11 protein-coding genes are annotated in these 12,414 nt (G+C 65.0%); 4 read left to right on the forward strand and 7 right to left on the reverse strand.

Annotation, left to right across the window (positions count from 1 at the left end; translation table 11 throughout):
• Positions 1–97: 97 nt before the first annotated feature.
• Positions 98–475: a hypothetical protein gene (locus tag EVC45_RS04110; protein WP_129956755.1), complete on the reverse strand. Its 378-nt coding sequence runs from the start codon at positions 473–475 to the stop codon at positions 98–100.
• 571 nt (positions 476–1,046) lie between these two features.
• On the opposite strand from EVC45_RS04110, the gene EVC45_RS04115 reads away from it, so the two are divergent.
• Positions 1,047–1,808: a phytanoyl-CoA dioxygenase family protein gene (locus EVC45_RS04115; protein ID WP_129956756.1), complete on the forward strand. Its 762-nt coding sequence runs from the start codon at positions 1,047–1,049 to the stop codon at positions 1,806–1,808.
• Positions 1,809–1,838: 30 nt separating this feature from the next.
• Here the strand turns inward: EVC45_RS04115 and EVC45_RS04120 are convergent, their stop codons facing one another.
• Positions 1,839–2,045 (reverse strand): DUF3185 family protein, encoded by a 207-nt coding sequence (locus tag EVC45_RS04120; RefSeq protein ID WP_129956757.1) that lies wholly within the window; start codon positions 2,043–2,045, stop codon positions 1,839–1,841.
• 227 nt (positions 2,046–2,272) lie between these two features.
• Between EVC45_RS04120 and mgrA the strand changes: the two genes are divergently transcribed.
• Entirely contained in the window at positions 2,273–3,316 is a 1,044-nt protein-coding gene (gene mgrA / locus EVC45_RS04125; RefSeq protein WP_129956758.1) for an L-glyceraldehyde 3-phosphate reductase, read from the forward strand.
• A gap of 100 nt (positions 3,317–3,416) precedes the next feature.
• On the opposite strand, the gene EVC45_RS04130 is transcribed toward mgrA, so the two are convergent.
• The 5 genes from EVC45_RS04130 to EVC45_RS04150 all read right to left on the reverse strand — a co-directional run bounded on the left by EVC45_RS04130 (position 3,417) and on the right by EVC45_RS04150 (position 11,595).
• Entirely contained in the window at positions 3,417–3,599 is a 183-nt protein-coding gene (locus EVC45_RS04130; protein ID WP_129956759.1) for a hypothetical protein, read from the reverse strand.
• 331 nt (positions 3,600–3,930) lie between these two features.
• Complete coding sequence (locus EVC45_RS04135; RefSeq protein WP_129956760.1) at positions 3,931–5,217, reverse strand: MFS transporter; 1,287 nt, start codon at positions 5,215–5,217, stop codon at positions 3,931–3,933.
• Between the two features lie 195 nt (positions 5,218–5,412).
• A complete protein-coding gene (locus EVC45_RS04140) occupies positions 5,413–7,005 on the reverse strand; it encodes an efflux transporter outer membrane subunit (protein WP_168991395.1) in 1,593 nt (530 codons plus the stop codon).
• Positions 7,006–7,007: 2 nt separating this feature from the next.
• A complete protein-coding gene (locus EVC45_RS04145) occupies positions 7,008–8,309 on the reverse strand; it encodes an efflux RND transporter periplasmic adaptor subunit (protein WP_129956762.1) in 1,302 nt (433 codons plus the stop codon).
• Between the two features lie 103 nt (positions 8,310–8,412).
• Positions 8,413–11,595, reverse strand: coding sequence for an efflux RND transporter permease subunit (locus EVC45_RS04150; RefSeq protein ID WP_129956763.1), 3,183 nt, complete (start codon positions 11,593–11,595; stop codon positions 8,413–8,415).
• Between the two features lie 20 nt (positions 11,596–11,615).
• Here EVC45_RS04150 and EVC45_RS45475 point away from each other — a divergent pair, with 20 nt between their 5' ends.
• Together EVC45_RS45475 and EVC45_RS04155 are read left to right on the forward strand one after the other, a co-directional pair.
• On the forward strand, positions 11,616–11,780 hold the full coding sequence (locus EVC45_RS45475; protein WP_168991396.1) for a hypothetical protein: 165 nt from the start codon (positions 11,616–11,618) through the stop codon (positions 11,778–11,780).
• Positions 11,781–12,014: 234 nt separating this feature from the next.
• On the forward strand, positions 12,015–12,227 hold the full coding sequence (locus EVC45_RS04155) for a hypothetical protein (protein ID WP_129956764.1): 213 nt from the start codon (positions 12,015–12,017) through the stop codon (positions 12,225–12,227).
• Positions 12,228–12,414: the final 187 nt, after the last annotated feature.

The following is a 12,414-nucleotide window of genomic DNA, read 5'->3' on the forward strand; positions in this document are numbered from 1 at the left end:
CGCGCTCGAAGTCTAGTGGTGCTAGAAGAAAGCCCAACGATGAACGGGCTGCCGGTCAGCAGATCAGCTGTCTAGCCACTCAACGCGCAACTGCAACTCACCGGCTCGCAAACGCGAACGCGAACCAGCCGCTGCTGCTCGTCGACAACCGACGCGGCCGACGACTCGCCGGCGTCCGCTCCGCCGGCGTGCGCTCCGCCGGTGCACGTTTCGCGACCGTGAGGCGCAGCGGCGTCGGTTTGCGCAGCAGCGTACGCAGCGACAGACGGCGCGTGCCGCTCTGCTGGCGCAGCGCCGAGAAGAACGTATGGAACCAGGTGCGGAAGCCGTCGACGGCCTTCGCGTCGCGCCACTGCTCGCCGAGCGCGCGGGTGCGAGCGGCATGGTGGCGCAGCGCCCGAGTCATATGACGGTGCGCGGGACGCGCCGCTTTCAGCGCGGCGCGGGTAAGACGGGTGCTCAAAAGAGTATGCATGGCTTCACATTTAGGCAATGGACCGCACGTCGGCACGTGCATCGGATGCGCACGGACAGACAGCACCATATGTGCCAATGACGGGGTTCCGATGAACGGTTTGAAAGCCGGAAATTCGGCGCGGGTCGTGGCGCGGGAGCGCGCGACGCGAAACACGGCGCCGGGCGCAGCGAAGGTACAACGCGGAGAAACCGACGGCACGAGCCCTGACGGCCTGCGCACAACAGAAAACTGCGTAAGCGACGATCAACATGCGAGCAGGCTACACGGGAATCGTGACGTCAGAAAGTCGGGTTATTACCCTGCGAGACCGTATACGCCCAGGATCGAATCGGCTCCGATGCCAGTCTGACCCCAGCCTTTGCGGGCGATTTGCGTGCGGGTTTGCCCAGCGAATGTGCGGTGCAAGTGCGCCGCGCGCCTGAAACCGGTGCATGGGCGCGCCGCGAAACGCGAAGGCGAGCGGAGCAAAACATCCGCAGCACGCAACAGCCACTCGTCGCGAAACGACGCACCGCGATCGCGCCCGTTTTACAATCGAGCATCAGTTAGTCGACAGTAACGGAACGCCATGTCACTCCATTCGAAGAAAGAGCAGATTCAAACGTTGCGGGAGCAGGGTTTTGTCGTCGTGTCAGGACTCGTGTCGCCGGAGCGTTGCGACGAGCTGAAGCGGGTCGCGCAGCGTCAGCTGCAGGAAGCGGCGGCGCCGATCGAATTCGAAGCGGATCTGCAGTATCCGGGCGCGCCGTCATCGAAGGATGCGCCGGGTGGACATACGGTGCGGCGCCTGCTCGACGCGTATGGCCGTCACCCCGCGTTCGCGCAATGGGCGACTGCGCCGGAAATCCGCGGCTGGATGGAGCTGTATTTCGGCGAGGAGCCACGTCTGTCGCGCGCGCATCACAACTGCATGATGACCAAGCACCCTGCGTACGGCAGCCTCACCGGCTGGCATCGCGACGCGCGCTACTGGTCGTTCGAGCGCGACGACCTGGTGTCGGTGTGGCTCGCGGTCGGCCCGGAAACCGTCGATAACGGCGCGCTGTGGTTCGTGCCGCAATCGCACAGCGCCGCGTTCACCTCCGAGCGTTTCGACGAAGCGAAATTTTTCCGCGCGGATCTCGCGGAGAACGAGGCCGTGATCCGCACCGCGGTGTCGCCCGAGCTGAAGGCCGGCGACGTGTTGTTCTTCCACTGCAACACGCTGCACTCGGCCGGCAAGAATCTCAGCAATGACGTGAAGTTCTCGCTGGTGTTCACCTATCACGGCGTGAGCAACGTGCCGCTGCCCGGCACGCGCTCGGCCGCGAAGCCCGAGATCGCGTTCTAGTTTTTTTCGTCGCGGGCCTCGCGCCGACGCTCAGCGCTTGCGCCCCGACATCGCGACTCCGGTCAGCCCGGCGAGAGTCGCCACCACACCTGCGACGATCAGCACGATCGCCTTGTTGGTCGGCGAGCCGGTGAAGAAGCGCGACACGTCGCTGCTCACCGAATTGAACGCCTGTCCGCCGAAATACAGCAGCACGATACCGCCGACAATCAGCGCGATCGAAATCGCTTTCGTCATCTGCACCTCCCATCATCTTGAACCGGCCAGAGTGTAGGTGAGCGGTGCGTGCGCGTCCATCCCGCATACTGGGTGCCTGCAAGCGCCACGGCGATTGGCTAACATAGCGGTCTGGCCGCACCGCAACGTCACCACAACAATAAATCTCCCGAGCAGCACGCCTCCCGCAACGCGCGAATCCTCACGCCCGCAATCCTCGGGCGATCTCATCGACAAGGACACTAGCAATGGCTTACCAAGCAGCTTCAGAACGCTATTCGGACATGCAATACCGCGTCTGCGGCAAGTCGGGTCTCAAACTGCCGGCACTGTCGCTCGGCCTGTGGCACAACTTCGGCGACACCACGCCGATCTCGACGCAGCGCGACATCCTGCGCACGGCCTTCGACCTCGGTATCACGCACTTCGATCTGGCAAACAACTATGGCCCGCCGTACGGCAGCGCGGAAACCAATTTCGGCCGTCTGTTCAAGGACGATTTCAAACCGTATCGCGACGAGCTGCTGATTTCGTCGAAGGCGGGTTGGGATATGTGGCCCGGTCCGTACGGCCAGGGCGGCGGCTCGCGCAAGTACGTGCTCGCGAGCCTCGATCAGAGCCTGCAGCGCATGGGCCTCGACTACGTCGACATCTTCTATTCGCATCGCTTCGACGCGCACACGCCGCTCGAGGAAACCGCGGGCGCATTGGCCAGCGCGGTGCAGCAGGGCAAGGCGCTGTATATCGGCATCTCGTCGTATTCGTCGGCGAAGACGCTCGAAATGACGAAGCTGCTCGCCGAATACAAGGTGCCGCTGCTGATCCATCAGCCGGCGTACAACATGCTGAATCGCTGGATCGAACAGGACCTGCTCGATACGCTCGACGAAGTCGGCGCAGGCGCAATCGCGTTCACGCCGCTCGCGCAGGGGCTATTGACCGGCAAGTATCTGAACGGCGTGCCGGCCGATGCGCGCGTCAACAAGCCGGGCGGCGGTTCGCTGAAAGACGAGCATCTGAACCCGCAGAACATCGAACACGTGAGGAAGCTCAACGACATCGCGCAGCGCCGTGGTCAGAGCCTCGCGCAGATGGCGCTCGCGTGGGCGTTGCGCGATCAGCGCGTGACCTCGGTGCTGATCGGCGCGAGCCGTGCGGAGCAGGTGCGCGAGAACGTCGGCGCGCTGAAGAACCTCGCATTCTCGGCCGACGAACTCGCCGAAATCGATCGCTATGCGACCGAAGGCGGGATCAATCTGTGGGAAAAGCCGTCGACGGATCAGGCGATCTGATCGCGTAACGGACCGTCCGCGCAAGCGGCGGACGGGTGAACGGCAAAACGAAGCCGCACGCTCAGCGTGCGGCTTTTTAGTTGATGCTGCGCCCGAGTCGCTACACGAGCGCCGGCAGACCCTCGACCAGCGCCACCGCGCACATCACACCGATCAGCGCGCCCAGCACACGCAGCGCGTTGTGTCGCACCTCGGTCTTGCACGGCAGTGCGCCAACGAATAGCGCGCCCGCCAATGCCATCGGAATGACCAGGATGAAATCGCCGATCGTAAAGTAGGTCATCTTCGTCTCCTCCCATGCAGCATGGTTGCTATGTCGCTCCGGCAGAGGCTGCCGCTTCGAAATCATGCGTCGCCAGTGCACGAATCGAGTATAGGAGACAGATGAAGCGGCGAGATGGCGCAACGTGGCGCTTCGGCGCTTATTCGCAAGCTGCTGAACCCCGCTGCGGCGGGGCGCGCGGCGATTGGCGCGGCGCAACAAAACACGGCGAAAAAGACGAAACGTTCGCTTACGCAATCCTTTCGCTTTGTCGCCGACTCATGCGGATAGGTGATTGCAGGCGGCTCGCGGCAGCCGCACCGCACCGCGTCGCGAGCGCCGATCCGCCAGACTATTCGCGTCCGCGCAGGCGCTTCGCCGCGATCAAGCCGATCACGAGCAGCACACCGACCAGCCCGACGACGCCGTTCCAGCCATGACCGGCCCACACATGGCCGCCATACGAGCCGACCAGGCTCGAGCCGATGTAGTACGCGAGCAGATACAGCGCAGCGGCCTGGCCTTTTGCGTCTTTCGCCAGACGCCCGACCCAGCCGCTCGCGACCGAGTGCCCGGCGAAGAAGCCGAACGTCACGCACGCGATGCCGGTCGCGATCGCCGCGAGCGGATGCAGCATCGTCAGCGCAAGACCGAACATCATCAGCAGCAGGCTCGCGATCAGCACCCGCGCGCGGCCGAACGTATCGGCCATACGCCCGGACCACGGCGACGCGACCACGCCGGTCAGATAGACGATGAAAATCGCGCCGATCTCGGTCTGATTCAGCCGATACGGCGGCGCGAGCAGACGGTAGCCGATGTAGTTGTACAGCGTGACGAAGCTGCCCATCAGCACGAAGCCGAGCAGGAACAGCAGCGGCAGGCCCGGTCGCGTGAACTGGCGCAGCAGCAGCGTACGGTGATGCGCGAAGCCGAGCCCGCGACGCGGCACGAAATGGCGCGACGGCGGCAGCAGCGCGCGGAACGCGAGCATCGACAGCAGGCCGAGCACGCCGATCGTGCCGATTGCGACGCGCCACGAAAACAGATCCGCGACCACGCCGGTGATCACCCGCCCAGCCATGCCGCCGATCGCCGTGCCGCCGACGTACAGGCCCATCGCAAGACCGAGACCGTCGGGATGCACTTCCTCGGCGAGATAGGCCATCGCGACGGCCGGCACGCCGCCGAGCGCGAGCCCTTCGAGCATGCGCAGCACGAGCAGCTGATGCCAGTGCGGTGCGACCGATACGCCGATCGTCAGCACCGACGACACCGTCAGCGATAGCGTCATCAGCTTGTGCCGGCTCCAACCCTCGGAGACGAAACCGGCGACGAAAATCGCGAGCGCGAGCGCCGCCGTGGATAGCGACAGCGACAGACTGCTTTGCGCCGGTGTCACGTTGAACGCTTCGGAGAACGACGGCAGCAACGGCTGCACGCAGTAGAGCAATGAGAACGTCGCGTAGCCGGCGAACAGCAGCGCGACACTCGCGCGCCAGTACGCGCGTGAGCCGCGTTCGAGATAGGGGACGTTCGACGCGGCGGTGGCGCGGGCGGAAGCGGCTGAACCTGCTGAAGCTGCGGAAGGGGAGGGAACGGCAGATGCAGTCCGCTGGGATTGCGGCGGCAGGGTCACAACAGAACTCCTTGGGTCACACGGAAACGCGCAAAGGTGTTAAGGATACGTTGAAAACGCGTATCGGGGCGGCTGCGCGGGCACACTAGCGTGCAAGAAGGCCGGCCGGCAGACGCGACGATACGGATGCAGCGTTCCCGCAGCTCGTCACAGGCAGCATGCGGCGCGCCAATTTCTCCGCGCTAACCGCGCTTATCAGCCGTGCGTCGCGGCTTCGCTGGCTGGCACTATCGCCGGCGCCGACGTCGCCCCCGAAGTCTCCGTCGGATGCACGAGCGTATCGACGCCCGGCTCCTCATCGCCCGGCAGCACCGACGTATCCCATCCGCCGCCGAGCGCCTTCACGAGCGCGACGCTCGCGGCCATCCGGCGGCGCGCGATCGAAACTGCGTTGCGCTCGTTGGTGAGCGTGGTGGTCTGCGCGACGACCACGTCGAGATAGGTGATCGCGCCGTTCCTGTAGCGGTCGGACACGACCGCCAGCGCCCGTTGCGCGGCCGCGACCGCTTCGTCCTGCGCAGCGGCTTCCTGTTCGAGCACGCGCAGCGCGGCGAGATTGTCCTCGACCTGGCCGAACGCGTTCAGCACCGTCTGCCGATATTGCGCGACGCTTTCGTCGTAATGCGCGCTGGCCTGCTCCTTGACGGCCGCGCGGCCGCCGAAGTCGAGCAGCGTGCCCGCGAGCGTCGGTCCGAGCGACCATAGCCGGCTCGGCGCGAGCAGCCACTGGCTGTAGTTGGTCGCTTCGAGTCCGCCCGTCACGGCCAGCACGAGGTTCGGGAAAAACGCCGCGGTCGCCACGCCGATCTGCGCGTTCATCGCGGCGACGTGCCGCTCGGCCGCCGCGATATCGGGACGCCGTTCGAGCAATCCGGACGGCACGCCGGTCGCCGCGACCACCGGCACCGCGACGAGCGGCGCGACAGGCAGCGTGAAGGTCGATGGCGGCTGGCCGATCAGGATCGCGATCGCATGTTCGAGCTGCGCGCGCTGCACGCCGAGGTCGAGCGCCTGCGCCTGGGTCGTCTTCAACTGCGTCTGCGCCTGCGCGACGTCGGCGTCGGTCGCGATGCCGCCCGCGTACCGATGCTGCGTCAGTTCGAGCGCTTCCTGGTAGGCCTTGATCGTGTCGTCGAGGAGTTGACGCTCCTGATCGAGTCCGCGCAGCTCGAAGTAATCGGTGGCGAGCTCGGCCTGCATCGACAGCAGTGCCGCGTCGACGTCGGCGGCGCTCGCCTGCGCGCCGGCCTTCGCGCCTTCGACGCTGCGCGACACGCGGCCCCACAGATCGGGTTCCCACGACGCGTCGACCTGCACCAGGTAGTCGTTCAGCGTGAGCCCGGCGGTCGATTTATGCAGCACGTTCTGCGAGGTCCTCGTGCGCGAATACTGGGCACCCGCGGCGACCACCGGGAAGAATTGCGAGCGATATTGCGCGACGCTCGCGCGCGCCGCGCGAAAGCGCGCTTCGGCGGCTTGCACGTCCTGGTTCGCGCTCGCGACCTGTGGTTCGAGCGCATCGAGCGACGCGTCGCCGTAGATGCGCCACCACGCGCCGCGCGTGAGCGTGTCGGCGGGTCGCGCGGGCTTCCAGCCGGTGCCTTCGAGTTCGCGCCAGGTCGCTGGCGTGACGGCGGCGGGCTTCACGTAGTCGGGGCCGACGGTGCAGGCGCCGAGCGCGCCGGCGAGACTCAGCACGACCGCCGATGCGCGAATGCAAACGCTCGCGGATCCCGGCGCGAACCCAGCCGATGACGCCAGTACACGCCGCAAAACCGACCTCGTCATGATCACGTCCTCGCGGCCGGCCGCGCGGCGCCTCGCACCGCCGGCGCGCTGGCCGCCGCGCCGGCCGCTCCAGTCGCGCCTTCCGAAGCCGCACCGCCTTCCGCCTTGCGCGGCACGATCCGCACCGGCGCGCCATCGACGATCGAATCCTGCGGATTCAGGATCACCTGCTCGTTGCCCTGCAAACCCGACACGATCGCGACGCGCGTGCCGAAGTCCGTGCCGAGCGACACCGGCAGCAGCTTCACCTTGTGCTGCGGATCGACGGTCGCGACCTTGACGCCGTCGGGGCGGAACAGGAGCGCATTGCCCGGCAGCGTGAACGACGCCGTGCCCGCGCCGAGCGCGAAATGCACCTGCGCGTACGCGCCCGGCAACAGCTCGCCGCTGCGATTGTCGACGTCGACTTCGACCAGCATCGTGCGCTGCTGCGGATCGACCGCGCCCGCGGTGCGCGCGACGGAGCCCGGATAATGACGCGACGGCGTCTCGGTCAGCGTCAGGAACGCGCTCTGCTGCGCCCGCACCTGCTGCGCATAGGCTTGCGGCACGTTCACGTAGACGCGCAGCCGGTCCGCCTGCGCGACATGAAACAGCTCCTTCGCGGGACCGCCCGAGCTGCCCGCGTCGATCAGCGCGCCGACGTCGACGTTGCGCGCGGTCACGGTACCGTCGAACGGCGCATAGACCTTCTGGAACGATTGCGTTTTTTCGAGTCGCGCGACGTTGAAACGCGCGGCGTCGAGCGTGGCTTTTTTCGCGAGCATGTCGCCGACTTTTTCGTCGGTCTCCTGCTTCGACACCGACTTGCTCCTGAGCATATCCGTCCAGCGATCCGCGGTGCTTTTCGCGAGCGCGTAATTCGCTTCGGCGTTTGCGAGATCGGCGCGGGCTGCGCGCAACTGGTCGTCGACTTCGGGCGTGTCGATTTCCGCGAGCAGCTGGCCGGCCTTCACGTGCGCGCCGATGTCGGCGTACCACTTCTTCAGATAGCCGTTGGTGCGCGCGTAGATCGGCGTGTCGAGAAAGGCCTGCACGTTGCCGGGCAACACGAGATCGAGCCCGGCCGTCGACTTCTGCGGCTGTACGACTTCGACGCTCATCTGGCTCGCATGCTCGGCATCGCGCTCGAGCGCCACATGCGCATCGTGACGCGACCAGATGCCTTGCGCGGCGAGCGCGAGCACTGCGACAGCGGCCACGACCATGACCAGGCGCGTGCGTCGCACTTTCGCCGGGTCATGCGCGGCGCGGCCGTGCGAACCAGCGCCCGAAGCCGAGCCGTCGGGACGTTTTGCTTCCATCGAACTTCCCCTCTGAAATTGCATGGGCAGTCGTTGCTGCCTCTTGTGCTGTGGCCTCGCACGCTGCGCGTGCCGGCTGGTACGGTCATCGCGTGCCGGATCTTCATGGCTTTTGCACCACATGCTCCGCGGCACGCTGATGCCGTGCCGCGAGCCGTCGATAAATCATCGAGAACACGACCGGCACGAAGATCAGCGTGGCCAGCGTGCCGACCGCGAGGCCGCCGATCACCGCGCGCCCGAGCGGCGCGTTCTGCTCGCCGCCTTCGCCGAGACCGATCGCCATCGGCACCATGCCGATCACCATCGCGAGCGCGGTCATCAGCACCGGGCGGAAACGCGTGAAGCCCGCTTCGATCGCCGCGCGCGTCGCGTCGCCATGCAGCAGCAACTGTTCGCGCGCGAAGCTGATCACCAGAATCGAGTTCGCGGTCGCGATGCCGATACACATGATCGCGCCGGTGAGGGCAGGGATCGACAGCGTGGTGTGCGTGAGGAACAGCATCCACACGATGCCCGCGAGCGCGCCCGGCAGCGCCGTGATGATGATGAATGGATCGAGCCACGACTGGAAGTTGACGACGATCAGCAGATACACGAGCAGCACCGCGAACAGCAGACCGGCGAGCAGCCCCGAGAATGACGCGTTCATCGTTTGCACCTGGCCGCGCACCTCGATCGTCGAGGTTTTCGGCAACTCGGCTTTCGACTCGTCGATGATCCTGCGGATGTCGTCGGACACGCCGCCGAGATCGCGGCCGTCGGCGGTGCCATAGATGTCGATCGTGGTCTGCGCGTTGTAGTGCGTGAGCACCGCGTTGCCGGCTTCGCGGCGCATCGTCGCGAGCGAGCCGAGAATGTTGCTGCGGCCGTTGGCGTTCAACGGAATGTTCGCGAGCGATTGCAGCGAATCGATCGTGTATTGCGGCGCTTCGGTGATCACGTTGTAGCTGACGCCATTGCGCGGATTGAGCCAGAACGTCGGCGTGGTCTGCTGGCTGCCCGACAGCGTGATCAGCAGATCGCTCGCGATATCGCGCTGCGAAAAACCAGCTTGCTGCGCGCGCGTGCGATCGACGTCGATGAAGATCCGCGGCAGATCGGCGGGTTGCTGGATGCGCGCATCGGCAAGCCCCGGCACCGTGCGCAGACGGTTCAGCAGCTTCGCGGCGAACGCGCGATTGGCGGCCACCTCACGGCCGACGATCTGGATGTCGATCGGCGACGGCATGCCGAAATTGAGCGTCTGACTGACGATATCGGCGGGCAGGAACGCGAACTGCACGCCGGGGAATTCATCGCTGAGCGTGCGCCGCAGCGTGCGCACATAGCCGGCGCTCGGATGATGATCGGGGTTCAGCGTTATCAGAATGTCCGAGTCCGAGGTGCCGATCGTGCCCGTGTTGCTGTACGACAGGTTGATGCCCGACACCGGGAGGCCGATGTTATCGATGATCGAATGCAGCTCGCCGGCCGGAATCAGCTGACGGATGCGCGCATCGACGCGATCGGTCAGCACCGCGGTTTCCTCGACCCGCATGCCGGTTTTCGCGCGCATGTGCAGCGCGATCGTGCCGGCATCGACGGCAGGAAAAAAGTCGCGGCCGATAAACGGCAGCAACAGCAGCGACACGCAGCAGCACACGAGAAACAGCGTGACGAACAGACCCGGCTTCGCGACACGCGCTTCGAGAAAGCCGCGATAGCGCTCGCGCAAACGCGAAAAACCGCGCTCGAACGCGTAGTGCACGCGCATGAACGGATTGCGCGTTTGCACCGGTGCGTGATGCGAATCCGCGGGCTTGTGGTGATGGCGCAGCAGATACTTCGCGAGCGTCGGCACGAGCGTACGCGAGAAGAAGTACGACGCGAGCATCGCGAACACCACCGCTTCGGCGAGCGGAATGAACAGATAGTGCGCGACGCCGGTGAGCAGAAACATCGGCACGAAGACGATGCAGATCGACAGCGTCGATACGAGCGTCGGAATCGCGATCTGATGCGCGCCGTCGAGAATCGCCTGTTCGAGCGTCTTGCCCTGTTCGAGCTGATGGCTGATGTTTTCGATCGCGACGGTCGCATCGTCGACGAGAATCCCGACCGCGAGCGCGAGGCCGCCGAGCGTCATGATGTTGATCGTCTGACCGAGCGCGGACAACGCGATGATCGACGTGATCATCGACAACGGAATCGACACCGCGATGATCAGCGTCGCGCGCCAGTTGCCGAGGAACAGCAGAATCATCAGGCCCGTCAGGCACGCGGCGATCAGCGCTTCACGCAATACGCCCTGCACCGACGCACGCACGAACAGCGACTGGTCGGCGACGGGGTCGATATTCAGCGACGCTGGCACCAGATTGCGCAGCGTCGGCATCATCGTCTTGATGCGGTCGACGATATCGAGCGTGGACGTGTTGCCGCTTTTGTTGATCGTCAGCAGCGCGGCGCGCTGGCCGTTCACGCGCACGATGTTGGTCTGCGGCTGGTAGCCGTCGCGCACGTGCGCGACGTCGCGGATATAGACGGTGCCGTTCGCGGTGGTGCGGATCGGAATGTTGTTCAGACCGGCGAGCGAATCGGGGCTGCCGTTCATCTCGACCGAGTACTCGGTCGAGCCGATTTTCGCGGTGCCCGAAGGCAGGATCAGGTTCTGCGCGGAGACCGCGGTGACCACATCCATCGGCGACAGATTGCGCTCCTGCAGCTTGCGCGAATCGATATCGACCATGATCTGCCGCTGCTTGCCGCCATACGGCAGCGGTGCGGATGCGCCCGGCACGGTGGCGAGCTGCGTCTTCAGGAAGTTATTGCCGAAGTCGTACAGCTCCTGCTCGGTCAGCGACGCGGACGACAACGCGAGCCGCAGAATCGGCACCGTCGACGCGTTATAGCGCAGGATGAACGGCGGCGTGATGCCGGGCGGCAGCGAACGCACTTGCGACTGCGACAGCGCGGTGACCTGGGCGAGCGCTTCGTCGATATTCGCGCCAGGCTGGAAAAAGATCTTGATGACCGTGATGCCGTTCAGCGACGTCGATTCCGTGTGCTCGATATCGTTGACCGCCACCGACAAGCCGCGCTCGTAGTTCAGCGTGATGCGCTTCTCCATTTCGTCGGCGGGCAGGCCGTTGTACGACCAGATCACCGAGAGCACCGGAATATCGATGTTCGGAAAGATGTCCGTGGGCGTGCGCAGAATCGTCAGGGGTCCGACGATCAGCAGCAGCAGCGCCAGCACGACGAAGGTATAGGGGCGCCGCAGCGCGAGACGAACGATCCACATGACTAGCGCAGACGAATGAAATGAGCGGCGCACGCGCCGCGCGGATCGGCAACCGACGCGCGCACGTCGGTGCGAAGGCAGGCGCGAAGCTGCGCGGCGCCCGCATCATTCAGATCGTTCTGGCGATGCACGTTTTTGATGTCTCCCCCCGCAGGGTTTATGATGGTCTTCATTACGACGTCTGACGCCGAGATCATCGGCCGTGCGCAGCGTAATGGGAATAGGGCGAAACGACTGGTGAAAGCCTTCTATTCGCCTTCCCAAAGCCCCGCAAAGCGGGAACAATGACTCGAAGCTCTCACGCGCTATGCGCGCGGCAGATTAAGTGCGCACGCAACGTCCAATGCGAAGCGGCGTTTTTATCATCACCTCGACCGGCGTGAAATCATAAAGCCGGCTACGGGAAGCGGGGAAATATCATGGAAGTCGGTTCCATTGTCCGATCGGTACATATCGCCGTGCCGCAAGGCGCGCGCGGAATCGTCATGCGCATTCTTGGGGACATGGCGATGGTGGCGTGGTACGCCGGCGAACCCGGTGCATCGCAGCAGCTCAATACCGAACCCTTTTTCCTCGAAGATCTGATCGATACCGGCGACGTGATACGTCCGGCCGGCGCGCAGACGCATTGAACGAGAGGCTTACCGGTTGCTCATTGCCGTCGTGTGACACGCAGGTGCGGGCTGTAGTGATGCTGTAAGGTGAGATCGGCTCGCCGGCATCGCAGTGGGTCGATGCGCGCCTCGATCCACGGCCCGCGCTGCAAACCCCCGCAATTTCCCGCAATTCAAAGCACGCATCGTGAGTCGTCGCCCTCGT

This window comes from Paraburkholderia sp. UYCP14C (genome assembly GCF_004197395.1).
Lineage (GTDB): Bacteria > Pseudomonadota > Gammaproteobacteria > Burkholderiales > Burkholderiaceae > Paraburkholderia.

What these genes read in the sequence shown, in the direction of transcription:
- EVC45_RS04110 (WP_129956755.1), bottom strand. Translation starts at nt 475, where the DNA reads ATGCATACTCTTTTGAGCACCCGTCTTACCCGCGCCGCGCTGAAAGCG.
- EVC45_RS04115 (WP_129956756.1), top strand. Translation starts at nt 1,047, where the DNA reads ATGTCACTCCATTCGAAGAAAGAGCAGATTCAAACGTTGCGGGAGCAG.
- EVC45_RS04120 (WP_129956757.1), bottom strand. Translation starts at nt 2,045, where the DNA reads ATGACGAAAGCGATTTCGATCGCGCTGATTGTCGGCGGTATCGTGCTG.
- mgrA (WP_129956758.1), top strand. Translation starts at nt 2,273, where the DNA reads ATGGCTTACCAAGCAGCTTCAGAACGCTATTCGGACATGCAATACCGC.
- EVC45_RS04130 (WP_129956759.1), bottom strand. Translation starts at nt 3,599, where the DNA reads ATGACCTACTTTACGATCGGCGATTTCATCCTGGTCATTCCGATGGCA.
- EVC45_RS04140 (WP_168991395.1), bottom strand. Translation starts at nt 7,005, where the DNA reads ATGACGAGGTCGGTTTTGCGGCGTGTACTGGCGTCATCGGCTGGGTTC.
- EVC45_RS04145 (WP_129956762.1), bottom strand. Translation starts at nt 8,309, where the DNA reads ATGGAAGCAAAACGTCCCGACGGCTCGGCTTCGGGCGCTGGTTCGCAC.
- EVC45_RS04150 (WP_129956763.1), bottom strand. Translation starts at nt 11,595, where the DNA reads ATGTGGATCGTTCGTCTCGCGCTGCGGCGCCCCTATACCTTCGTCGTG.
- EVC45_RS45475 (WP_168991396.1), top strand. Translation starts at nt 11,616, where the DNA reads ATGAGCGGCGCACGCGCCGCGCGGATCGGCAACCGACGCGCGCACGTC.
- EVC45_RS04155 (WP_129956764.1), top strand. Translation starts at nt 12,015, where the DNA reads ATGGAAGTCGGTTCCATTGTCCGATCGGTACATATCGCCGTGCCGCAA.